Genomic DNA, 20,608 nt, shown 5'->3' with positions numbered 1-20,608 from the left:
TCGAAGACTGCGGAGCAATACCTCTCTTCTCTCCAGCTCTCTCCAGCTCTCTCCAGTTTTCTTCAGGTTCTTAGGAGTGTTCCGATGCTCGCAGCGCAGGTGAAGGAGTTCGGCGGCCCCGAGGTGCTGGTCCCGGTGGAGGTGCCGGACCCGGTCCCCGGACCCGGCGAGGTCGTGATCGATGTCGCCTACGCGGACACGATCTTCGTGGAGACCCAGGTGAGGGCGGGCTGGGGCCGCGACCACTTCCCGCTGACGCCGCCGTACATCCCCGGGGGCGGCGTGTCGGGTGTCGTCGGCGCGCTCGGCCCGGACGTCCCCGCGGAGTGGCTGGGCCGCCGGGTCACCTCCTTCGTGACAGGCAGCTACGCGGAACGGGCCGTCGCCGCGACCTCGGCCCTCACGATCGTCCCGGCCTCCCTGAACCTCCGCACGGCCGCCGCCCTCGTCCACGACGGCGTCACCGCCTCCGGCCTGCTGGAACTGACCGCCGTCGGCCCCGCCGACCGCGTCCTCGTCCTCGGCGCCTCCGGAGGCATGGGCACCCTGCTGGTCCAACTGGCCCACGCGCGCGGGGCCCGGGTCGTGGGGGTGGCCCGGGGAGCGGCGAAGCTCGCTCTGGTACGGGAGCTGGGGGCGGACGCGGCGATCGACGCCACGCTTCCGGACTGGGCGGCTGCCGCCCGTCACGCGCTCGGCGGAGACGACGAGGCCGCCGACGTCGTCCTGGACGGCGTGGGCGGCCACCTCGGCGCCACCGCATTCCCGCTGACCGCCGACGGCGGCCGCTTCTCGGCCCACGGCGCACCGTCGGGCACCTTCTCCCCCGTCGACCCGGACGAGGCCGCCGCCCGCGGCATCAAGCTCTTCGGCATCGCGGACGTCCAGTTCGGCCCCGAAGATCTGCGCCGCTTCACCTCCGATGCCCTCGCGGCGGCTGCGGCGGGGCGCCTGCGGCCGGTGATCGGCGAGGTGTTTCCGCTGGAGGGGGCGGGGGACGCGCATGCCGCTATTGAGGGGCGGGGGGTGGTGGGGAAGGTGGTGTTGGAGGTGTGAGGCAGGCGCGCGTCAGGGGGAGAACGTCGGGCGGGGCCGGCGCGGGTGTCGGACGTGTGCGCAGTCCGAGGGACCCCGTGGCAGCCGCCAGCGTCATCGCGTACGCGTCGAGGGCGCGCCGCACGTTCGGCGTGTCCAGCGCGGCGCCCGTCACCAACCGGTCCAGATCGACGTAGGCCGAGCGGACCTGCTCCATCCACCGGTAGACCTGCCAGTCGTTCTCCCACCCGGCGACACAGCCCTTCGGGAGCTTCTGCTTCCATCGCTCGAAAATGCGATGCCGGATACCGGCCCGGGTGGGCGTCAGATGCAGATGGCGTACGAGGTCGTACAGAGGGTCGCCGATCATCGCCATCTCCCAGTCGATGATCGCCAGCCCGGTACCGCGCCCGTCCCGTACCAGGTTCCACGGGTTGAGGTCCCCGTGCAGCAGGACAGGGGTGCGCTCGGCCACCCTGTACCGACCGAGGATCTTGCGGAGCAGGCGGCCGTCCGGCAGCCCTTGCAGCCGGGCCTGGTCCTTGGACACTGCGGGGAGGTCGTCAACGAGTCGGACCAGCCGCTTGCTCAGCCAGCCGTAGAAGTCGGAGCTGCCGCCGGCGGGATCCAGTGACAAGTAGTTCACTCGCGCCAAGGCGGCCAGCTGGTCGACGAGTTGGTCCGCATCATGGGGCAGCAGTCCATGGACGGGATGGTTGGGCGGCCGGTCGGAAGGGCCTTCGTAGGTGTGGATCGCGAACTGGCAGCCCAGCTCGTCGTCTCCGAGAGCGAGCACTTTCGGAGCCCTGACTCCGAGATCCGAGTCCTCGATGACCTTCAGTACGGCGTGTTCGCTCAGGAATCCTCTCTCGCGCCGGGCAACAGCCACGGTCTTGCGACGCACCACCACCGGATGCGGGAAACCGTTCACGGACACCACGGAGTTGAGATGGGCCGTCCCCTTGAACACCCGGTCGGCGGGGGCGGCGCCTTCCGCGGCCAGCGCGGCCCGCACGAGGACCGGCGGAAAATCCGCGCGTTCCGCGACGCGCTTGTCCCGGGCCCACTGGAACGCCGTGACCGACGGGCTTCCACCCCGCCCCGCGAGACGTGACGCCTGCCAGCGGAACAGCGCGCGCTCGACCTCGCCCTCCGTGGGCAGCTGCGCCAGGCCGAGGGGGGCGGCAGCGTCCCGCAGGGCCCTGCGGATCGCGCCCGCGGCCTTCTGAAGCCGTTGTTCGCCGAGCGAGCTCTCGAGGGAACGCGCCGCGTCGATCACATCGGTGTACGCGGCACGGGCACGCTCGAAGTCGACGTAGTGCCGCCAGTCCCGGGCGAGACCATTGACCGCCATGGGTCTGATCCGCTGCATGGCCTGCTTCCACGCACGGATCACCTCGCCCCACTGGCTCTGGGGATACCGCATGCGGACCAGGTGGCTGACGAGGCCGTGCAGCGGATCTCCGTACGTCGCGGCCTTCCAGTCGAGACAGACCACGGAGGGCTCGGCCGTGTCCAGGACGATCACCTTGTCCCGGCCGAGATCGGTGTGCAGGAGACCGTAGGGCCGACGGGCCATCGCGGGCACGCGCTCGGCCAGCCTCCGCAGGGCGTCGCCCGGGACGCCGAGTACGGCGAACAGCCCACCGACTTCGGTCCAATTGGGCTGCAATAACTGGGACTCGGCCAGCTGTGCCAGCTTCAGCAGAGAAGCCCGGCTGTCCTTTTCGTCGCGCCGCCAGTCCGCGGGCAGCGGCGGCAGGGTCTCCTTGCGCACCTGAGTCAGCTGCGCAAGAAACTGGGTGAGTCCCAGGACCACCCAGGAGTCAACGGGCTTCTCGCCCGGACACCAGGCGTCCAGAACCTGGCCCTGGATGCAGCTGTGCGCTCCGGTGCGACCGCACGGGCCGAGGCACTGGGGAACCTGGGGAACCCGACGCCGGACGGCAGCAAGGACCGCCGACTCACCGTCCGGCCAGGCCCCGATCGCCACCCGCACTCCTGAGATGCTCGCGCCACACCACGAAAAGGGATGCACTCACTAGAAAAGTGATGCACACCTTAGCGGCGTGCGCCTGCTGGGACGACCGTGGCGGCGCCCTTCTGAGCGAGAGCCGCCGCAGATGCCCGAGACGCGCAGCACATTTAACGTCTCAGTGCGCTCGTCGTTACTTGGCGAGACGGTTCCAGGTCGATTCGAACCAGGACTGCCAGCCGTTCACGAGAACCGATTCCTGGGACAGCGGGTCGTCGTCCTTGGCGAAGTGGGTCAGAGTCGAGCCCACGCCCATCACGTCGACGACGTCCACCACGTCGCCGTCATCGAAGGCCGTACGGTGTTCGACCGGTTCGTACGGTCCTGTCACCGCCTCGGCGCGATTGAAGAGGTAGATCTTGGAATAGGGAACAAGCGGGACGTGGCGGATATCCACCTTTGCCGTCAATTCCGACTTATTCGTGTCGATTTCCCTCAGGGTGTCACGCAGGGAAGTCGTGTGACGTTCCGTGATGACCTTCAGCCTCTCCCCGGGCCGAAGATCGTCAGGGGCATGCTTGGCGAAGGGGTAGGGCAAGCGCACGTCGCCGGACGGGAGCATCATGCGGATTTTGATGCTCCTCGGCTTGATCTCCTGCGCCCAGATGCGATCCTTCTGCATGCGCACGTAGGTGTCGAGAGTTTCCGACGTCAGAGTGAACACGTCCAGCGCAACCTCGGACTTCTCGAAGGCCGCGTCGAACAGCGGGCGCAGGGACACGGCCTTCGCGGCGCCATTCCTGCGCGTGCTCGACTGGACGGTCTGCGACCGCAGCACCCTTGATCCGCTGCCCTGCCTGGACTCGATCCACATTTCGTCGGCCAGCTGCCTGAGCACCCGCTGGACGGTGTCACGGGACACCCCGAGCTGCTGGGCCAGTTCACGCTGTGGCGGAAGGAAGCTTCCGACCGGATAGTCGCCCTCCGCGATGCGGGAGACCAAGGTGCCCAGCACCTCGTGAAACCTCTTGCCGCCCTCGTCGGCGGTACGTCCGGTACCCACATGCCGACCCTACCGCCACCAGTCCACCGGCAAACCAATTTCGGTCAACTCCGGCACGACGCCCTCCGCTTGATTAGCCGGATGACCGGGAGGGAACAACCAATCCAAGGCAACCAGTCCAATTGGACCGGGAGTTGATCGATTCTTCAGAGATGGACAGGGGTGGGGTCCCGTGATCTTCTTCGAACTGCTGAGGGCGGTTCTGACTCTCGGCATCGAGCAGTTGCTCCAGACTCGCTACGGGATTCTGGGGCTGCTCTGCGTCGGCCTGCTCACCATCGGCCTCCGAGCCCGCAATGCGACATTCCTGACCGTCGGAGCCGTGCTCTTCATGCTGCTGATGGCTCAGGCTCAGACGCCCAGTTGAGTCCAGACCGAGTCGAACCAGCTCCGCATGCAGCCCACCAGGACGGATCCGGGAGAGTCCGGGTCCTGGTCCTTGACGTGATGCGGCAATCCGCTGCGGAGCGATCTCACCGGCACGGATGCGTTCCACCTGTAACCGGATGTGGGCGTCCAGCGATTCGGACGTCAATGTGTGGACGTCAAGGGTGACTTCGGGGCACTCGAAGGCTCTGCTGACGATCGGCCCGAGGGCCGGGGGGCGGACCGATCGCGGGCTCCTCGGAGTCAAGGACTGCAGGCGCTGCGTCTTGATCACACGCGACCCACTGCCGCGCCTGGACTCGATCCAGCCTTCGCTGCCCAGTTCCCTCAACGCCCGCTGCACGGTGTCCCGCGAAACCTCGTACTCCTCAGCGAGCTCGCGCTGCGCCGGCAACCGGGCCCCCAGCGGATACGTCCCGTCTGCCATGCGGGCACGCAGCGCCTCCGAGACGCGCAGGAAGTCACCGCCGGGATTCAACGCCGCTCCTTCAGCACCCTCAACACCGGTTCCAGCGATTCCACGATCAGCTCGGCCCCCGCATCACGCAGCTTCTTCGCCTTGTCCGCGTTACGCGCGTAGCCGAGGAAGAAGACGCCGGCCTCTTGGGCGGCACGGAAGTCCGACGGCGCGTCGCCGATCATCAGGGATGCGGCGGGGGCGGCTCCCATCGCGCTCATGGCCCGGTTCAGGCAGTACGGGTTCGGCTTCAGCAGGTGGAGGTCGCGGGTACGTCCGTAGATGTGAGGGGCGAAGCATTCGTCGAGGCCACGGCGTGAGACGTAGTCGAAGACCGTGCGCGCGGAGTTGTTGGTGGCCACAGCCAGCCGGGCGCCCACCGCGGTCCAGGTCCGAATCAGCGGATCAGCGAATGCCGTGGGCATGGCGGTGGGGACGGCCTTCAGCTCGTGCTGGGTAAGCATCTCCTCGAGCTCGGCCACCAGGTCGCTGCCCGGATGCCGTCGGTCGACGGCATGCAGGACGACATGCGGATCGGGATGGACGCGCTCCGCCTCGGTGAGCAGCTCCCGCAACCCCTGCAGCTCCAGCCACGCCACCAGGTTCTTCGCCACGTCCTCCGCCGAGTGCCCCGCGAACAACCGGCAGATCGGCCCGTCGAAGTCGAAGAGCACGAAGCGGGCGCGGGTGATCACTTGCCTCAACTTCTCTGTCTCTGCTGCCACCGATTCAGTCTGCGCCGTATCAGAAGTCACTAGGAGAGTGTCAGGTCCGTGGTGATGGTTTCCCAGAGGGCGTCGAACCACTTCTGGGATTCCTGCACGAAGGCGGCGTCGCGTTGACCGACTCGCTTCTCGAAGGAGAAGAGGAGCGACTTGGAGCCGAGGACGTCGTACATCTCCAGGACTTCGCTGTCCACGGCCTCCTCGCGCTTGGTGATCATGTAGTAGGCGACCAGTGCCTCCGTCTCGTTGAGGAGGTACAGCTTCACCGGTGGGGTGAAGGGCAGCGCGCGGAAGGTCACGCGGACGTCGATGCCGTGGGAGGAGCGGAGTGACTGGAGATTGTGGCGCAGGACGTGGCCCTGGGCGTTGCGCTGGTCGAGCCAGCGCTTGTGGACGGCGTCGTCCTCGCCGCGGCCCTCGACCGGGACCGGGAACGCGAGGGTGATGTCCCGGGAGGGCAGCAGGATGCGTACGTCGATCGACTCGGGGCGGATCTTGCCCTCGTGGATCTGGCGGACCGGCTCGCCCAGGGCCAGCATCAGGGTCTCCGCGGTGAGGCACGCCGCGTCGATGTGGACGTGCGGCATGGAGAACGCCTCGGCGAGTCGCGGCGCCAGGCCCACCATGGTCGGCTGGGGTTCGTCCCGCATGGGAGGTACGTCGGCGATCCGCGGGGGGCTGCCCTTGCTGACGTTGCTGAGGAGGCCGTCGTCCTGGAGGACGCGCAGGGCCTGACGGACGGTGCCGCGCTCCACGCCGAATTCCTCTGCCAACTCCGCCTGGGTGGGCAGGCGGTCGCCCGCCTTGAGGTCTCCGGCGCGGATGCGTTCCCGCAGGACATCGGCGATCTCCTGGGGCGAGAGCCTTCTACTGCCGTTCACTGCCACGTTCTCCTGGGTCACGACCAAACGCTACAACTCCCATCCATCTATGGGGAGTTGTTTGAGAGTTGTTTATGAGTAGTGGCCAAGTGGGGACAACTTAATCAGAGTTGGTAGCCAACTTGGCCAAGTTGGCGGAAGTTTTGCCTCCCCCTCGCCAAGCCCGCCCGTAGCAGTCAGGAGGAACCACCATGCCCGTCATAGCCCTCCTCTCCGCCGTCTTCGTCGTCGGCTTCGAGCAGCTCGTCCAATGGCAGTACGGTCCGACAGGCATCGTCGGACTGCTGCTGCTCACCATCGGGATCAAGGCCAAGAGCCCCACCTGCAGTTCCATAGGGGCGGTCGTCCTCGCCGTGATGGTCGCGGGCCCCGCTCTCTGACGGGGCTCGCCCCATGCTGTGCGCGGCAGCCCACCCAGGAGACCTCAGCTCGTGAGCAGCAGCTCCGAGCTGATGGTCTCCCACAGCGCGTTGAACCACAGGTGGGACTGCTCCACGAACGTCGTGTCCCGCAGCCCTGCCCCCTGCGCGAAGGGGAAGAGCATGGACTGGGTGCCCTGGACGTCGTACATCTCCAGGTGCACGTGGTCGATCTCCTCCTCGCGCCTGGTGAGGGTGTAGTACGCGAAGAGCGCCTCGGCCCCGTTGAGCAGGTACAGCTTGACGGGTGGTGTGAAGGGGAGCGCGCGGAAGGTGACGTGGACGTCGATACCGTGCGTGGAGCGCAGGGCGAGCAGGTTGTGACGCAGCACCTGGCCCTGCGCGTTGCGGTTGGCGAGCCAGTTGCGCTGGAGCCGGTCGTCGCCGGACGCGTCCACCGCGGCCGGGAAGGCGAGATCGATGTCGCTGCTGGGGAGCAGCACACGGACGTCGATCCTGGCCGGTTTTATTCGCCCGGCGTGAATCTGGCGGAGCGGCTCGCCCATTGCGAGGGTGAGCGATATCGACGTCAGGCACAGTGCGTCGATCTCCACATGGGGAGCCCCGAAGGCGGCCGTTATCCTCGCGCCGAGCGCCACCGTGGTGGGCAGCGGCTGCGCTTCGGGCCCGGTCAGAGCCTGTCCCCAGCTCTCGGCGACGGTCGCCGGGCTTCCCTTGGACACGTTCACGAGCAGACGTTCCGACTGCAGGATGCGCAGCGCCTGCCGTACGGCTCCGCGCTCTACGCCGAACTCGTCCGCCAGCCTGGCCTGCGTGGGCATGCGCTGTCCCGCCCGCAGCTGACCGGACCTGATCCGGCTGCGCAGCTCGTCGGCCACCTCAAGGTGTGACCTCAGTGGCCGTGGTGACCTGTTCCGCCCATTGACGGCGGCGTGTTCCGGGTCCACGACCAAACACTACAACTTCCCGCCATCTTTGGGCAGTTGCTTGATAGGTGGTTATGAGTCGACCCAACGCGGAGATAAGTATCAGTAAGTTGGTCGCCAACTTGAGCAACATGGTCAAGCTTCCCGGGGGTTGGCCGCCAGAGTCGCACCTGTCGACCAGGTGGACCGGGCGTACGGCCCCAGCGGGGGTCCGCCTCCCCGTCCCCAAGGAGGGACCGCATGCCGCTCATCGCCCTCGCCGTCGCCGCCCTCGCCATCGGATTCGAACAGCTCATCCAGTGGAAGTACGGGCCGATGGGCATCATCGCGTTCGTCGCGCTGTCCATCGGCCTCAAGGCCAAGAACACCATGATCAGCGGCATCGGAGCTGTGATCCTCGTGATGCTGCTCGCCCAGTCCGGCTGATCGGGCGCCACCGTCCGGCAGTCCGGCTGACCGGGCTCCCTTCCGGAGGGGAGCCGGGAGCTCGGTCAGTCCGTAACACCGCACAGCACAGCCACAACTGAATGCGCAGCCACAACTGAATGCATCACCACAACTGAATCGCTACGGATCAGCAGTCATCGTCCGCACGGAAGGAGGCCCGCTCAGCCGAGATCAGAAGATGTCCGGGCACCACGGTCGCCTGGACGTGCGGAGCAGGGCGTCGGCAACGGAGGCGGCGCCCGCTCGTTCTTCCCGCACCCGCCCCAGCGCCGCGAGCCGCACCGCCGACTCGTCACCCAGCCACAGTGCAGCCAACTCGCTTACATCCAAGGCGAGTTCGGCGCCCTCAGTGGTCGGCGCACAGGACGCGCCGTCGGGACCCGCGTCCAGCCGGTAGCGCCCGGCGGACAGCCCGTCCCGGTCGGTGACGTCCAGGACCAGCGTCCCCGAACTCCCGTACGTACGCGCCTCCAGAGCCCGTACGACATCCAGGATCCGCACCCACAGCCAGTCCGCCTGCGTGGTGATGCGGGCGGCGCGCGGATCCGGCAGGAAGTGCGGCAGCAGGTCGTCGGGGGCCCGCCAGCCGGTCTTGACCTTCGTGATCCAGTCGATCGAGCAGAGGTACTGCCACAGGGCGCGCTCCGCCGCCGGCGTCACCGCGATCAGCCAGTTCACGGCCGCCGTGTTCAGCGGCTGCTTGGCGTCACCCCACTTGTCGTCCGACTGGTACGAGACCATGCCCTCGACCTCGCCGGTCGCCGAGCGGTACACGGCGTAGAACGGCTCCGTCCAGGGGTGGAACAGGCTCACGCCCGGCGCACCGGTGTTGAGCCGCCACCAGCGCTCGTCGCGGCTGACCGCGCCGGGCTGGCCGCGCCTGAGCCGTTCGTGCAGCTCGGGGCCGGTCTTCCGGACGTCCTCGGCGTCCACGAGGTCGATACGGCCGCCATCGGCCGGGCCCGACCAGCGGGGGTCGAGGCCCGCCCTGGGCACGTCGATGGTCCACTCGGCGGTGCTGGTGGCGGGGCCGAAGCCGTACCGGCCGTAGATCGGGTACTCCGCCGCGATGAGGGTCGCGACGACATCGCCCCGCTCCTTCGCCGCCGCGAGGTCGGTCGCCATCATGCGGGTGAGGAGGCCTCGGCGGCGGTGGGTGGCGGTGACGGTGACGTTCGAGATCGCGTCCGCGGGGACCGGCGTGCCGCCCACCGTCGTGAGCTCCTGCGGGAACGACCTGAACGTCGCCACGATGGGGGTCCCCCCGCTCGAGCGAAGTCGAGAGTGGGGGAGGCCGGCGTCGAAGGCGCCGAGTGTCCGCTCCGGCACGATGTACGAACTCCGGTCCGCGATCTCGCTCTCCGTCACGGCCGGGGGGCGCAGAAACCCCGTGCTGAGCGCCCGGATCCAGTCCGGGATCTCGGACTCCGTGATGGCTCGTACGTCGATGTCGGCGCGGTGGGTCATGGAGACACGCTAGGTGTACGACGGTGGGGGTGTCGCGGGGGTTTTCCCCGCTCCTCGAACGCCGGACGGGCTGGAGATGCCCCCTCCGGCGTTCGAGGAGCGGGGTCTGGGGCGGAGCCCCAGGAAGATGAGGGTCCCCCCGCTCATGGGGGTCCCCCCGCTCGAGCGAAGTCGAGAGTGGGGGAGAAGCCGAGAGTGGGGGAGGGCAGGGGCGGCGGGGGCGAAAACCACTCCCCTCAGAACGCCGCCCGCACCTCTCCCACCTCCTGGCCCCCGCCCAGCAGCGGCGCCCGGCCGATCCGCGAGACCACCGGGGCATCCACGCCCAGCAGACCCAGCGCTCGGGCCAGCACAGGACCCAGCGCCCGGCCCCCACCGTCGTCGATCTTGAAGGCGAGGGCCCGGCCGTCCGGGAGGGCAACGGCCTGGACGGCCTCGGCGCCCATCTTGGAGAGGGCGCCCGGGACCTCCCGCATGAGCCAGGTGTCGGGACGGCGGGTGCCGGCGACGTACTCGGGGTGCGCGCGCATGGCGTCGGCGACGCGGCGTTCGGCGGAGCCGGGGGCGGCGAGGACGAAGGTGCGGAAGGCGCGGGCCAGGCCCGTGAGGGTGATCGCCATCAGGGGCGCCCCGCAGCCGTCCGTACCGACCGCGGCGACGGGCTCACCGGCCGCCTCTTCCACCACGGAGTGGATCAGCTGCTGGAGGGGGTGGCCGGGGTCCAGGTAAGACTCCGTCGGCCAGCCCCGCAACGCGCACACCGCGATCATCGCGGTGTGCTTGCCGGAGCAGTTCATGGTGACCCGGTCGCGGACGGCGCCCGCGGCCAGGTAGGCCTCGGCCTCCGCCGGGTCCAGCGGCAGATCCGGCGGGCACTGGAGCTGCGCGGCCGTCAGCCCGTACTCGCCGAGCATCTGCTGGACGAGATCGCGGTGGAAGGTCTCCCCGGAGTGGCTCGCGGCGGCGAGGGCAAGGCGCTCCCCGGCCAGGTCGAGGCCCGCGCGCAGGACACCGGCCGCCTGCATCGGCTTGTTCGACGAGCGCGGGAAGACCGGCGCGGACACATCGCCGAGCGCCAGCTCGACCGACCCGTCCGCGGCCAGCAGCACCAGGCTGCCCCGATGGTGACCTTCGACGAAGCCGGAACGCACGACCTCGGCGAGGACAGGGCGTTCGGGGAGTGCGGCGGACGCGGAAGGTATGAGGGATATCGGGGCGGCGGACATCGGCGGTGGCCTTCCAGGACGGGGACCCACCCAGGCGGCCGGACCGGTCCGTCCCCGGACCGATCCCGCACGGCCGTGAACCGGGCCTTCCCGAGCCAACGGGAACCACGGAACCCGGCCAGGAGCCCGGGATGTTCCCGAACCCGAGACCGAACCCGGGACCGGACCCGGGGACCGAACCCGAGATCCAACCCGAGACCGGACCCGAACCCAGCCCCAGAGGGCCGCCGCGCACCCCCGGGATCGCCGGGACCGTCGCGTCACATGAGCAGGTCGTCTACTTGTGCTTCGCCTTCACGGTACCTGCGAGCGATCTCGGCGCTGCAATCGTCGGCCGTGCGCTGGAGCTGCTGGCGCCGCCGGGAGACCTGCTGCTCGTACCGTACGAGCCGTCCCATCCCCGCGCCCAGCTCGTCGTCCGTACGGGCTTCCAGGTCCGACAGCTCGACCTCGGCGAGCATGTCGGCGGCCAGCCGCCGGTACTCCTCGCCGTGCGGCGTGCCCACCGTCACATGGCGGGCCGACGAACGGTGCCGGGCGGGCGCGTCCGTCAGGATCTCCGGGAGCCGCTCCACGACGGACGGCTCCTCCGGGACGGCGAGCGACAGCTGCCCCGAGGGCGCCCGAAGCCCCCCGCGGCGCGCCAGCTCGGCCCGCAGGATGTCGATACGCCCCTGGAGCAGCCGTCGTACGTAGCTGAGGTCGGCCTCGTCCCGCTGGGCGTCCCGGCGCAGCACGCGCAGCTCGGGCAGCCGCAGCACGGCCAGGTCGTGCGGGGGCTCGTCCGCAGGCAGCGGGCTGTCGGTGCGCTGCGCCGGCGGCCGGGCCGTCATCCCTTCCGCCCATGGGCTCGTACGGGTCAGTGACACGGCGCCGGGCTGCTGCCCGGTACTCGGTGTGCTCATGTGCCTCTACCGTCCCCTCGACCGGCGCGGTCCACCCCACGGATGCACCGCAACACACCGCATCGTGCCACCCCAAGTGGTCGCTATGTGACCGAGTGCCCCTGATCAGCCCCAGATGGGGGGGTAGCGACCCCCGGAAATCACGCGAAGGGCTCGCACGGCATGATGGTCCGCATGCGTGCGGTGGTGCAGAGAGTGGACGGCGCGAGCGTCGTCGTGGACGGCGAGACGGTCGGCGAGATCAGCGGCGAGGGGCTGTGCGTCCTTGTCGGGGTCACCCACGAGGACACCAAGGAGAAGGCGGCCCAACTGGCCCGCAAGCTCTGGTCCCTTCGCATGCTGGCCGACGAGAAGTCCTGCTCCGACATCGACGCACCGCTGCTCGTCATCAGCCAGTTCACCCTGTACGGCGACGCCCGCAAGGGCCGCCGCCCCACCTGGAACGCCGCCGCCCCCGGCGACATCGCCGAGCCCCTCGTCGACGAGGTGGTCGCCCAACTCCGCGCCCTGGGCGCGACGGTGGCGACGGGCCGCTTCGGCGCGCAGATGCGGGTCTCCCTGACGAACGACGGCCCGTTCACCGTGCTCCTGGAGATGTGAGGTGTGAGGTGTGAGGTGTGAGGTGTGAGCCCTAGGGCTCGACCACGACCTCCTGCGCCGCCGCCGTCGTGTCCGCCACCAGCGGCGCGTCGAGCGGCACGTTCCGCTTCACCAGGGCCAGCGCGATCGGGCCCAGCTCGTGGTGCCGTACGGATGTGGTGATGAAGCCGATCTTGCGCCCGTCCGGACCGTCGGCCGCGAGGCGCAGCTCCGTGCCGTGCGGCGGCAGATGGACCTCGCTCCCGTCGAGGTGCAGGAAGACGAGCCGACGCGGCGGCTTGCCCAGGTTCTGGACGCGCGCGACGGTCTCCTGGCCGCGGTAGCAGCCCTTCTGGAGGTGCACCGCGCTGCCGATCCAGCCCAGCTCGTGCGGGATGGTGCGGTGGTCGGTCTCGAAGCCGAGCCGCGGGCGGTGATGCTCGACGCGCAGCGCCTCGTACGCGAGGAGCCCGGCCGCCGGGCCGCCCTTCTCCGCGTACGACTCCAGGTCCGCACGGGGGAGGAAGAGGTCACGCCCGTACGGGGTCTCGCGGACGACGACGCCCTCCGGCACCTCGGCGATGGAACCGGCCGGGAGGTGTACGACGGCAAAGTCGGCCGTGCGGTCGGCGACTTCGACCCGGTAGAAGAACTTCATCGACTCCAGGTACGCGACCAGCGCGTCCTGGGTGCCGGGTTCCGCGTGCATCCACACCGTCTCGCCGTCGTCGACGAGATACAGCGCATGCTCGATGTGGCCGTGCGCGGAGAGGATCAGCGCCTCGGTGGCGCGGCCCGCCGGGAGGTCCGAGACGTGCTGGGTGAGCAGCAGGTGCAGCCAGCTGAGCCGGTCGTCACCGGTGACGGTGACGACAGCGCGGTGCGAGAGATCCACGAAGCCGGTGCCGTCGGCGAGGGCGCGCTGCTCGCGGAACAGGTCGCCGTAGTGCGCGGCGACGGCTTCGTCCACGCCCTCGGCGGGAACGGCGCCGGGCAGGGACAGCAGGGGGCTCTTCATATCCACATAGCCTACGACCCAGTAGACGCCGATTTTATTTCTTGCGGGCGCTACTTGTTGGGCTACTTGTTGGGCCGCTGTTCCGGCTACTTCTCCGGCTACTTCTTTGCCGCGCAGTCCTTGCAGCGGCCGAAGATCGCGAAGTGCTTCATGTCCGTCTCGAAGCCGAACGTGTCGCGGAGCTTCGCGGTGAACTCGGCGGCGACCGAGATGTCGGCCTCGATGACGTTCGTGCAGTCGCGGCACACCAGGTGGATGTGGTGGTGCCGGTCGGCGAGGTGGTACGTCGGCGCGCCGTGCCCGAGGTGCGCGTGGCTGACCAGACCGAGCTCTTCGAGGAGCTCCAGGGTCCGGTAGACCGTCGAGATGTTGACCCCCGACGCCGTTTTGCGCACTTCAACCAGGATGTCGTCCGGGGTGGCGTGCTCCAGCGTGTCCACCGCTTCGAGCACAAGCTGCCGCTGCGGAGTCAGCCGGTAACCGCGCTGCCGCAGATCACTCTTCCAGTCGGTGCTCACCACGCGCCCAGTCTAGGCCGCCAGGATCTTTCTGACGCGAGTCACGATGTTCTCGAGGCTGAAGGGCTTGGGGAGGAAGACGACCGGGACGTCGTATCCGGCGCCGCGCAGGATGCGGGCCACCTCCAGGCTGTCGAAGTCCGGGAGGCGTACGTCGAGGACGACGAGGTCGGGGGTATCGGCGTACGCGGTGTTCAGCGCGGCGACACCGCTGCCGACGGCGGTGACGTCGAAGCCGGCCAGCCGGAACGTTTCCGCGAGCAGCTCGCAGACGTCTGGCTCGTCGTCGACGACGAGCACCTTGGCGGCAGCGGGAATGGAAGTGGGGCCGGTCACTCTCGCAGAGTTACCGGCCCCGGATCAGAGAAGCGTGAACTTTCCCTGTGCGCTGCTTAAGAGGCGTCCTGGCTGCCGGGCCCGGCCGATGGGGCCTGGCTGACGGGGCCCGGCTGACGCGCTTGGCCGATGAGGGCGCGTCCTACTTGAAGAACGCGATCCCGTCGTCCGGCATGTCGTCCGGCAGGGCCTTCGCCCAGCGCTCGACGTCCTCGGGGGTGACGACCTTCTTCAGGTGCGCGGACATGTAGGGGCGCAGCTCGACCTCGGGGGTCTGCTTCTCGCCGACCCACATGAGGTCGCTCTTCACATACCCGTACAGCCGCTTGCCGCCGCTGTAGGGACCGGACGCGGCCGTCCGCGCCACGGCGTCCGTGACCAGGTCGATCTGCGGCTTCTTGTCGGCCAGCTCGCCGTACCAGATCTCGACGACACCGTCGTCGCGGGTCATGACGACCTCGACCTTGCGGTTGCCGTCGACGCGCCAGAAGCCGGACTCGGTCTCCAGCGGCCTGACCTTGTTCCCGTCGGCGTCGAGCACCCAGGTGTGCGAGTGGTACTCCAGGAAGTCCCGCCCGTCATGGGTGAAGGTGACCTCCTGCCCGAAGTTGCACTTCTCGGAGCCGGGGAAGTCGTGAACGCCCGCCCCGGCCCAGTTGCCGAGCAGGAAGGCGAGGGGGACCAGGTCCTTGTGGAGGTCCGACGGGATCTCGATCATGAGCAGCTCAGAAGTCTCGTACGTCTGTGAGAGGGCGTCTGTGAGGGGGCGTCTTGGATGGGGGTCAGCGCTGGCCCTGGTACAGCTTCTTCACGGTCAGCCCGGCGAAGGCGAGAACGCCGACGCAGACCAGGACCAGCAGGGTTTCGAAGAAGATCTCCACGGGGTGCTCCTCGGATGAGCGGGTGTGCGGTGGAAGCGGTACACAAGAGCCGGGCCCCAGCTTAGTCGGCCGGGGCCCGGCTCTCTCTGCCAGGTACACCCTGGTGGCTCAGCCGAGCAGCTGGCTCTGCAGGATCACCGTCTGCTGGAAGGGCACCGCCCGCGCGCGGCCCTTGCGGGACTGCACGACCAGGGCGAGGGTGTCCCCGGCCCCGAGGTACGCCTGCCGCACCTGCTCGGCACCGTACGGCTCCGTCTCGTCGTACACATTGCGTACGACGTCGTCGACCGCCGCGCGCTCCGGGAAGTGCTCGTCCCGGGTGACCTCGTCGGTGCCGCGCAGCCCGTACTGCGGGTACGCGTAGGTGGTGAGCTGGTCGGACTGCAGATCGTCCACGACGGCCGCGGTGTCGAAACGCAGCAGGTAGATCCGCGTGTGCGTGCCGTCCTCGGTGGTCCAGCCGCGCGCCGCGATGTGCCGCAGGCCGTAGTCGGTCAGCAGCTGCCCGACGGTCTCCCGGTCGTCCTTCTTGGCGTACTCGGCCAGGAAGGTCTTGACCGGCAGCCAGCCGTCCTCGCCGCGCAGTGCCGCGTCGGCCTTCGCGCCCTTCGGGGCGGGGAGGACCAGCTTGCGCAGGTCGGCGTAGTGGGCGCCGGCCTTGTTGGCGTCGGCGAACGGCGCCGGGCTGCCGGACGGCAGCGGCGGCTTGCTGATCGTCGGGTAGTCCCAGCGCCCGTCCGCCTCCGTCGCCAGACCGGGTACGTCGGTGCGCTCCATCCGCGTGATGCCGTACGCGGCCGACGTACCGACCGCACCGAAGACCACCACGGCGGCGGTCCAGCGCAGGATGGCGCGGAGGACTCGGCGGTCCTTCTTCACCGGGGGTGCCGGGGGGTCGACCGTCACCGGGGGTGCCTGGGGGTCGGCGACCGCGGGCGGCGCCTCGGGCACCGGCGGGACGGCGGCCTGCGGCTCAACCGGTGGCGTCTGCTCGGTCTGCTCGGTCTGTTCGACCGGTGTCGTCTGGTCGGTCTGCTCGGTCATACCGCCTCCCCCGGCTCGACGATGCGGTCGAGCTGCTCGCGCAGGAGCGCCGCGACCCCCTTGGTGTTCAGTGGCTTGGCCGCCTCCGCGGTGACGCTGACCAGGACATCGCCCTCATAGGCGGAGCAGACCATGACGTCGAGCTCCTCGTCACTGTCCTTGGGCGGCAGGAAGCACTTGGCGTTCTTGTGTCCCTCGATCTTCGGCCCCTTGCGGAAGACGGAGAGGGCGTCGAAGAACTCGTTCTGGAACGTCGACATGTTCCGGACCGCCGTCTTGTCCTCCACCTGCATCAGCTCGATGCTCACGGTGAAGGCCCGCTCGGCGTAGACCGGGGAGTCGCTCGCGTTCGCCGTGCTCAGGTAGCTGCGCATCACCATGCCCTTGGTGTGCTGCTTGTCGATCTGCTTCTCCAGCCGCCGCCGCTGGGTCCGGGGCAGATCGCGGATCGACTCCTTGCGCAGGGCGGTGGCCTCGCCCCCGCTGAGCGCGGCGTCGGAGCCGAACTCGGCGATGTCCGGGCCCCGGCTCCAGCCGTCGGTCTCGTACGGCACGAGCATGGCGGCGAGCCCCGAGGCCGCCTTCGCCGTCTTGGCGTTCTTCTTCGCGGCCTTCGGGAACTTCCAGACCGGCGCGCCCGCGTCGCGGTCGGCGTCCTGGACCGTCACGACGGTGTAACCGGTGCCACCGATGACGGCGCCGACGAGCAGGACGGAACCGGCGATGGCGGCGATACGGCCACGGCGTACGGGCTTCTTGGCGGGAGCGGGCTCTGGGGCGGGCGTCACGGACTCCGTTACGGGGTTCACGGACTCCGGTGCGGGGTTCACGGCGTCCACGGGCTCCAGCGGCTCCGGGGTTGTCGGTTGCTCGGTCACAGCCGCTCCATCTGCCGCTTGGCCAGGTCCATGATCTTCGACTTGGAGATCGGCTTGGTGTCGTAGATCCAGATCTCCATGGCGATGTCACCGCGCCAGGCATGCGCCTGCGCCTTGTACACCGGCAGATAGCCGGGCTTCGTGTCGGGCTTGGTGGTCACGTACGCCATGCCGTCGCCGGTGCCGGGGATGGGCCAGCCGCGGGTGTCGTCGACGTTCCAGTTGGCGGACCGGTCGGCGGCGGCGAGGCCCTCCTCCTGGCGGTACTGCACGAGCCGGATCTCGACGGTGTACGTGCTGCCGACGCGCCACTCGGTGCCGACCGCGCGACGGAACTCGGCGGCGACGAGCTCTCTGAACACGTCGTCCGAGTTCTTGAGCTGGTCCGCGTAGTCGCCGATGTCCAACCAACTGTCCTCGCCCTGCAAGGAGCTGAGGTCCCGCGCTCCCTTCGGCCGCTTGATCAGCAGCTTGCGCAGGTCACCGTCCGTCTTCACCTGGTAGTCCTGGGCGGCGGACAGCGGCTCGGGGCCCTCACCCTTGGCCTGCACGACCACGGGCTGCGACAGCGAGGGCAGCTTGGTGGGCTCGCGGTCGGCCTGGACCAGATAGCCGGCGCAGGTACCGGCGACGAGACCGAGCACGGCGGCGGTGGCGATGAGCAGCGTCGTACGGCCGCGCCGGCGCTTCGGAACCGCCGGGGCCTCCGGGGCCTCCGGGGCCTCCGCCGCAGCCTGTGCATCCGGCAGTTCAGACACTCCAGGCACTCCCGGTACTTCAGGTGCCTCAGGTCTTTCAGGTACTTCGGGCACTTCTTCGTGTACTTCAGGTACTTCCAAGACGTCCCCCCACAGAACGTGAAGCGAGGATTCCGTATCCGCGCGCACAGGAGACCCATGGCCTACACATGGGGTTGCACGGGAGTTGATTACGATTCGGACTACCATTCGGGCATGGCGAAGAAGCTCGTGATCAAGGTGACGGCGGGGGCCGATGCCCCGGAGCGCTGCTCACAGGCGTTCACCGTCGCGGCGGTGGCCGTGGCCAGTGGTGTCGAGGTCTCCCTCTGGCTGACCGGCGAGTCCTCGTGGTTCGCGCTGCCGGGCCGCGCCGCCGAGTTCGAGCTGCCGCACGCGGCGCCGCTGCCCGACCTGATCGACTCGATCCTGGCGGCCGGGGGCATCACCCTGTGCACGCAGTGCGCGGCCCGCCGCGAGATCACGGAGAAGGACGTCATCGACGGCGTACGCATCGCGGGCGCGCAGGTGTTCGTGCAGGAGGCCTTGGCGGACGAGACGCAGGCGCTGGTCTACTGAGGCGTCCGGCGCTTCCGACGTGAGCGATGCGTGTGCACCCAGAGGCAGAAGGGGTGCCCCGCCGGGTCGAGGAAGACCCGTACGTCCTCCTGGGGCTGGTGGTCGGCGAGCCTGGCTCCCTCGGCGAGGGCACGGGCCGTCTCCGCGGGCAGGTCGTCGACCTCGATGTCGAGATGCAGCATCATCCGCTGGTCGCGTGGGCCGGCGGGCCACACGGGCGGCGTGTAGAGCCGCTCGGTCTCGAAGGCGAGCGCGGTGCCGCCGTACGGCGGGCCGATGAGCACCCAGTCCGGCTCCTCCGCGCGCACCACGTACCCGAGCAGACGCATGTAGAAGTCGGCCAGTTCATGCGCGTCCGGCGCGTCGAACACCACGGTGGACAGTCTCGTACGCGACATGAACGTCCTTCCGCCGCCTTCTACGGCCGCCGCTTCTTCCCGTCCAGCTCGTCCCACCACTCGTCGGACTTGGGATCGCCGGACGGGTCGTCCCACCAGCGGTCCTCGGGCCCCCGCCGATTGGCCACCATCGCGGCCAGCGGCGGAATCACCATGGCCACCACACACATCCCCACGGCCACGGGCATCGACCACAGCCGCACGACTCCCCAGGCCATGACGAAGAGCCCGATGCACGTCCCCATCATGGCGAAGTACACGTGACGCCTGCGTGTGTACATAGCTCCAGCGTAGGCCCGCAAAAGCCTTACGGCGCAAGGGCGCGAAGCCGGAAAGAGCCACCCCCGTACACACCCGGGGCCGCACCCCGACGGGCGGAGTCCGGCTTGGCGCCGGCAAAGCCGAAAGGCCGCACCCCGATCCGGAAAGCGTCCAACCCCCGGGGGTGCGGCCCTTCAGCCGTTCAGGTGACTGCCGTCAGGACGGCGGTCCGTCGTTCAGACGGCGATCGCGACCTCGGCGAGGCCGCCCGTCTGGGCGACGACCGTGCGGTCGGCGGTGCCGCCGGGCACCAGGGCGCGCACGGTCCACGTGCCCTCGGCCGCGTAGAAGCGGAACTGTCCGGTGGCCGAGGTCGGGACCTCGGCGGTGAACTCGCCGGTCGAGTCCAGGAGACGGACGTAACCGGTGACGGGCTCGCCGTCGCGGGTCACCTGCCCCTGGATCGTGGTCTCACCGGGCTTGATCGTCGAGGCGTCGGGGCCGCCGGCCTTCGCTCCACACATATTTCGTTTCCGTCCTTCAGGCCTTGAGGGTTACTTGTTGGCGCCGAGCTCGATCGGGACGCCGACCAGGGAGCCGTACTCGGTCCAGGAGCCGTCGTAGTTCTTGACGTTCTCGACACCGAGCAGCTCGTGCAGCACGAACCAGGTCAGGGCCGAGCGCTCGCCGATGCGGCAGTACGCGATGGTGTCCTTGGCGAGGTCGACCTGCTCCTCGGCGTAGAGCTCCTTGAGCTCGTCGTCCGACTTGAAGGTGCCGTCGTCGTTGGCGTTCTTCGACCACGGGATGTTGCGCGCGGACGGGACGTGGCCCGGACGCTGCGACTGCTCCTGCGGCAGGTGGGCCGGGGCGAGCAGCTTGCCGCTGAACTCGTCGGGCGAGCGGACGTCGACCAGGTTCTGCGAGCCGATGGCCGCCACGACGTCGTCGCGGAAGGCGCGGATCGCGGTGTTCTGGGCCTTGGCCTTGTAGTCGGTCGAGGCGCGGTTGGGGACCTCGGCGACCAGGTCGCGGGAGTCGAGCTCCCACTTCTTGCGGCCGCCGTCGAGGAGCTTCACGTTCTCGTGGCCGTAGAGCTTGAAGTACCAGTAGGCGTACGACGCGAACCAGTTGTTGTTGCCGCCGTAGAGGACGACGAGGGTGTCGTTGCCGATGCCCTTCGACGAGAGGAGCTTCTCGAAGCCCTCCTGGTCGATGAAGTCACGGCGGACCGGGTCCTGGAGGTCCTTGGTCCAGTCGATCCGGATGGCGTTCGTGATGTGGTTCTTCTCGTACGCGGACGTGTCCTCGTCGACCTCGACGATGGCCACGTTCGGGTCGTCCAGGTGGTCCTGGACCCAGTCGGCGTCTACCAGGACGTCGCTGCGGCTCATGCTTTTTCTCCTCCGGGGCAGTTGCGGCGGGGCGGTGCGTTAGAGAGGTGCGGGTACGCGGCACACGGGCGGTGGCGTACGCGGCGCAGGGGTGGCCCTGACAAGACCTGC

General features: G+C 69.0%; 25 protein-coding genes and 1 pseudogene. 6 read left to right on the top strand and 20 right to left on the bottom strand.

Features of this window, described 5'->3' with window-relative positions:
- The first annotated feature begins 84 nt into the window (after positions 1-84).
- Positions 85-1,056 carry a zinc-binding dehydrogenase gene (locus tag ACZ4WS_RS40165; RefSeq protein ID WP_467988092.1) on the top strand — a complete coding sequence of 324 codons (972 nt, stop codon included), beginning with the start codon at positions 85-87 and terminating at the stop codon, positions 1,054-1,056.
- Here the strand turns inward: ACZ4WS_RS40165 and ACZ4WS_RS40160 are convergent.
- Together ACZ4WS_RS40160 and ACZ4WS_RS40155 are read right to left on the bottom strand one after the other, a co-directional pair.
- A complete protein-coding gene (locus ACZ4WS_RS40160) occupies positions 1,010-3,028 on the bottom strand; it encodes a phosphotransferase (RefSeq protein ID WP_467988091.1) in 2,019 nt (672 codons plus the stop codon). The two genes, ACZ4WS_RS40165 and ACZ4WS_RS40160, sit on opposite strands and share 47 nt — an antisense overlap.
- 175 nt (positions 3,029-3,203) lie before the next feature.
- Positions 3,204-4,025 (bottom strand): winged helix-turn-helix domain-containing protein, encoded by an 822-nt coding sequence (locus ACZ4WS_RS40155; RefSeq protein ID WP_467988090.1) that lies wholly within the window; start codon positions 4,023-4,025, stop codon positions 3,204-3,206.
- A gap of 220 nt (positions 4,026-4,245) precedes the next feature.
- On the opposite strand from ACZ4WS_RS40155, the gene ACZ4WS_RS40150 reads away from it, so the two are divergent.
- Complete coding sequence (locus ACZ4WS_RS40150; RefSeq protein WP_467988089.1) at positions 4,246-4,440, top strand: hypothetical protein; 195 nt, start codon at positions 4,246-4,248, stop codon at positions 4,438-4,440.
- 279 nt (positions 4,441-4,719) lie between these two features.
- Here ACZ4WS_RS40150 and ACZ4WS_RS40145 read toward each other — a convergent pair.
- The 3 genes and pseudogenes from ACZ4WS_RS40145 to ACZ4WS_RS40135 all read right to left on the bottom strand — a co-directional run.
- Positions 4,720-4,938 (bottom strand): annotated as a pseudogene (locus ACZ4WS_RS40145) (GntR family transcriptional regulator); the annotation flags it as partial.
- Complete coding sequence (locus ACZ4WS_RS40140; protein WP_467988088.1) at positions 4,935-5,723, bottom strand: HAD family hydrolase; 789 nt, start codon at positions 5,721-5,723, stop codon at positions 4,935-4,937. The pseudogene ACZ4WS_RS40145 and the gene ACZ4WS_RS40140, both read right to left, overlap by 4 nt.
- Positions 5,672-6,550 (bottom strand): GntR family transcriptional regulator, encoded by an 879-nt coding sequence (locus ACZ4WS_RS40135; protein ID WP_467988086.1) that lies wholly within the window; start codon positions 6,548-6,550, stop codon positions 5,672-5,674. The genes ACZ4WS_RS40140 and ACZ4WS_RS40135 overlap by 52 nt, the downstream gene beginning before the upstream one ends.
- A gap of 164 nt (positions 6,551-6,714) precedes the next feature.
- On the opposite strand from ACZ4WS_RS40135, the gene ACZ4WS_RS40130 reads away from it, so the two are divergent.
- Entirely contained in the window at positions 6,715-6,903 is a 189-nt protein-coding gene (locus ACZ4WS_RS40130) for a hypothetical protein (RefSeq protein ID WP_467988085.1), read from the top strand.
- A gap of 44 nt (positions 6,904-6,947) precedes the next feature.
- Here the strand turns inward: ACZ4WS_RS40130 and ACZ4WS_RS40125 are convergent, their stop codons facing one another.
- Complete coding sequence (locus tag ACZ4WS_RS40125; RefSeq protein ID WP_467988084.1) at positions 6,948-7,856, bottom strand: winged helix-turn-helix domain-containing protein; 909 nt, start codon at positions 7,854-7,856, stop codon at positions 6,948-6,950.
- Between the two features lie 213 nt (positions 7,857-8,069).
- Between ACZ4WS_RS40125 and ACZ4WS_RS40120 the strand changes: the two genes are divergently transcribed.
- Positions 8,070-8,255 (top strand): hypothetical protein, encoded by a 186-nt coding sequence (locus ACZ4WS_RS40120; RefSeq protein WP_467988083.1) that lies wholly within the window; start codon positions 8,070-8,072, stop codon positions 8,253-8,255.
- A gap of 192 nt (positions 8,256-8,447) precedes the next feature.
- On the opposite strand, the gene ACZ4WS_RS40115 is transcribed toward ACZ4WS_RS40120, so the two are convergent.
- The 3 genes from ACZ4WS_RS40115 to ACZ4WS_RS40105 all read right to left on the bottom strand — a co-directional run bounded on the left by ACZ4WS_RS40115 (position 8,448) and on the right by ACZ4WS_RS40105 (position 11,874).
- Positions 8,448-9,743, bottom strand: a complete 1,296-nt coding sequence (locus ACZ4WS_RS40115; RefSeq protein WP_467988081.1) for a GNAT family N-acetyltransferase — start codon at positions 9,741-9,743, stop codon at positions 8,448-8,450.
- Positions 9,744-9,979: 236 nt separating this feature from the next.
- The gene (locus tag ACZ4WS_RS40110; protein WP_467988080.1) at positions 9,980-10,969 is read right to left on the bottom strand and encodes an asparaginase; all 990 of its coding nucleotides are present in this window, start codon (positions 10,967-10,969) and stop codon (positions 9,980-9,982) included.
- Positions 10,970-11,229: 260 nt separating this feature from the next.
- Positions 11,230-11,874 (bottom strand): RsiG family protein, encoded by a 645-nt coding sequence (locus ACZ4WS_RS40105; protein WP_467988079.1) that lies wholly within the window; start codon positions 11,872-11,874, stop codon positions 11,230-11,232.
- Between the two features lie 174 nt (positions 11,875-12,048).
- Here ACZ4WS_RS40105 and dtd point away from each other — a divergent pair, with 174 nt between their 5' ends.
- Positions 12,049-12,474 (top strand): D-aminoacyl-tRNA deacylase, encoded by a 426-nt coding sequence (gene dtd / locus ACZ4WS_RS40100; protein ID WP_467988077.1) that lies wholly within the window; start codon positions 12,049-12,051, stop codon positions 12,472-12,474.
- 31 nt (positions 12,475-12,505) lie between these two features.
- Here dtd and ygfZ read toward each other — a convergent pair whose 3' ends face one another.
- The 7 genes from ygfZ to ACZ4WS_RS40065 form a co-directional block, all read right to left on the bottom strand.
- A complete protein-coding gene (ygfZ, locus tag ACZ4WS_RS40095) occupies positions 12,506-13,471 on the bottom strand; it encodes a CAF17-like 4Fe-4S cluster assembly/insertion protein YgfZ (RefSeq protein WP_467988076.1) in 966 nt (321 codons plus the stop codon).
- Between the two features lie 98 nt (positions 13,472-13,569).
- Positions 13,570-13,992 (bottom strand): Fur family transcriptional regulator, encoded by a 423-nt coding sequence (locus ACZ4WS_RS40090; protein ID WP_467988075.1) that lies wholly within the window; start codon positions 13,990-13,992, stop codon positions 13,570-13,572.
- A gap of 9 nt (positions 13,993-14,001) precedes the next feature.
- Positions 14,002-14,325, bottom strand: a complete 324-nt coding sequence (locus ACZ4WS_RS40085) for a response regulator transcription factor (protein ID WP_467988074.1) — start codon at positions 14,323-14,325, stop codon at positions 14,002-14,004.
- 142 nt (positions 14,326-14,467) lie between these two features.
- Positions 14,468-15,043 carry a heme-binding beta-barrel domain-containing protein gene (locus tag ACZ4WS_RS40080; protein ID WP_467750658.1) on the bottom strand — a complete coding sequence of 192 codons (576 nt, stop codon included), beginning with the start codon at positions 15,041-15,043 and terminating at the stop codon, positions 14,468-14,470.
- Between the two features lie 271 nt (positions 15,044-15,314).
- The gene (locus tag ACZ4WS_RS40075; RefSeq protein ID WP_467988073.1) at positions 15,315-16,250 is read right to left on the bottom strand and encodes a hypothetical protein; all 936 of its coding nucleotides are present in this window, start codon (positions 16,248-16,250) and stop codon (positions 15,315-15,317) included.
- A complete protein-coding gene (locus ACZ4WS_RS40070; RefSeq protein WP_467988072.1) occupies positions 16,247-17,128 on the bottom strand; it encodes a hypothetical protein in 882 nt (293 codons plus the stop codon). The genes ACZ4WS_RS40075 and ACZ4WS_RS40070 overlap by 4 nt, the downstream gene beginning before the upstream one ends.
- Positions 17,125-17,886: a hypothetical protein gene (locus tag ACZ4WS_RS40065; protein ID WP_467988070.1), complete on the bottom strand. Its 762-nt coding sequence runs from the start codon at positions 17,884-17,886 to the stop codon at positions 17,125-17,127. Before ACZ4WS_RS40065 ends, ACZ4WS_RS40070 begins: the two co-directional genes overlap by 4 nt.
- Positions 17,887-18,081: 195 nt before the next feature.
- Here ACZ4WS_RS40065 and ACZ4WS_RS40060 point away from each other — a divergent pair, with 195 nt between their 5' ends.
- Positions 18,082-18,444: a DsrE family protein gene (locus ACZ4WS_RS40060; protein WP_467988069.1), complete on the top strand. Its 363-nt coding sequence runs from the start codon at positions 18,082-18,084 to the stop codon at positions 18,442-18,444.
- Here the strand turns inward: ACZ4WS_RS40060 and ACZ4WS_RS40055 are convergent.
- The 4 genes from ACZ4WS_RS40055 to ACZ4WS_RS40040 all read right to left on the bottom strand — a co-directional run bounded on the left by ACZ4WS_RS40055 (position 18,438) and on the right by ACZ4WS_RS40040 (position 20,497).
- Positions 18,438-18,842: a VOC family protein gene (locus ACZ4WS_RS40055; RefSeq protein ID WP_467988068.1), complete on the bottom strand. Its 405-nt coding sequence runs from the start codon at positions 18,840-18,842 to the stop codon at positions 18,438-18,440. The genes ACZ4WS_RS40060 and ACZ4WS_RS40055 overlap by 7 nt on opposite strands.
- A gap of 20 nt (positions 18,843-18,862) precedes the next feature.
- A complete protein-coding gene (locus tag ACZ4WS_RS40050) occupies positions 18,863-19,123 on the bottom strand; it encodes a DUF3099 domain-containing protein (protein WP_467988067.1) in 261 nt (86 codons plus the stop codon).
- A 216-nt stretch (positions 19,124-19,339) separates the two neighbouring features.
- A complete protein-coding gene (locus ACZ4WS_RS40045) occupies positions 19,340-19,627 on the bottom strand; it encodes a DUF1416 domain-containing protein (RefSeq protein WP_054232391.1) in 288 nt (95 codons plus the stop codon).
- Positions 19,628-19,657: 30 nt separating this feature from the next.
- On the bottom strand, positions 19,658-20,497 hold the full coding sequence (locus ACZ4WS_RS40040) for a sulfurtransferase (RefSeq protein ID WP_467988066.1): 840 nt from the start codon (positions 20,495-20,497) through the stop codon (positions 19,658-19,660).
- Positions 20,498-20,608 lie beyond the last annotated feature (111 nt).

Source organism: Streptomyces sp. NPDC029292 (genome assembly GCF_055569295.1).
The sequence above is the reverse complement of the archived record's forward strand: the minus strand, read 5'-3'. Positions and strand labels throughout refer to the sequence as shown.

Excerpts from the sequence above, each read along its gene's own strand:
- ACZ4WS_RS40105 (WP_467988079.1), bottom strand. The coding sequence starts at position 11,874 with ATGAGCACACCGAGTACCGGGCAGCAGCCCGGCGCCGTGTCACTGACC.
- ACZ4WS_RS40060 (WP_467988069.1), top strand. The coding sequence starts at position 18,082 with ATGGCGAAGAAGCTCGTGATCAAGGTGACGGCGGGGGCCGATGCCCCG.
- ACZ4WS_RS40165 (WP_467988092.1), top strand. The coding sequence starts at position 85 with ATGCTCGCAGCGCAGGTGAAGGAGTTCGGCGGCCCCGAGGTGCTGGTC.
- ACZ4WS_RS40080 (WP_467750658.1), bottom strand. The coding sequence starts at position 15,043 with ATGATCGAGATCCCGTCGGACCTCCACAAGGACCTGGTCCCCCTCGCC.
- ACZ4WS_RS40045 (WP_054232391.1), bottom strand. The coding sequence starts at position 19,627 with ATGTGTGGAGCGAAGGCCGGCGGCCCCGACGCCTCGACGATCAAGCCC.
- ACZ4WS_RS40040 (WP_467988066.1), bottom strand. The coding sequence starts at position 20,497 with ATGAGCCGCAGCGACGTCCTGGTAGACGCCGACTGGGTCCAGGACCAC.
- ACZ4WS_RS40120 (WP_467988083.1), top strand. The coding sequence starts at position 8,070 with ATGCCGCTCATCGCCCTCGCCGTCGCCGCCCTCGCCATCGGATTCGAA.
- ygfZ (WP_467988076.1), bottom strand. The coding sequence starts at position 13,471 with ATGAAGAGCCCCCTGCTGTCCCTGCCCGGCGCCGTTCCCGCCGAGGGC.
- ACZ4WS_RS40055 (WP_467988068.1), bottom strand. The coding sequence starts at position 18,842 with ATGTCGCGTACGAGACTGTCCACCGTGGTGTTCGACGCGCCGGACGCG.
- ACZ4WS_RS40050 (WP_467988067.1), bottom strand. The coding sequence starts at position 19,123 with ATGTACACACGCAGGCGTCACGTGTACTTCGCCATGATGGGGACGTGC.
- ACZ4WS_RS40115 (WP_467988081.1), bottom strand. The coding sequence starts at position 9,743 with ATGACCCACCGCGCCGACATCGACGTACGAGCCATCACGGAGTCCGAG.
- ACZ4WS_RS40110 (WP_467988080.1), bottom strand. The coding sequence starts at position 10,969 with ATGTCCGCCGCCCCGATATCCCTCATACCTTCCGCGTCCGCCGCACTC.
- ACZ4WS_RS40075 (WP_467988073.1), bottom strand. The coding sequence starts at position 16,250 with ATGACCGAGCAGACCGACCAGACGACACCGGTCGAACAGACCGAGCAG.
- dtd (WP_467988077.1), top strand. The coding sequence starts at position 12,049 with ATGCGTGCGGTGGTGCAGAGAGTGGACGGCGCGAGCGTCGTCGTGGAC.
- ACZ4WS_RS40130 (WP_467988085.1), top strand. The coding sequence starts at position 6,715 with ATGCCCGTCATAGCCCTCCTCTCCGCCGTCTTCGTCGTCGGCTTCGAG.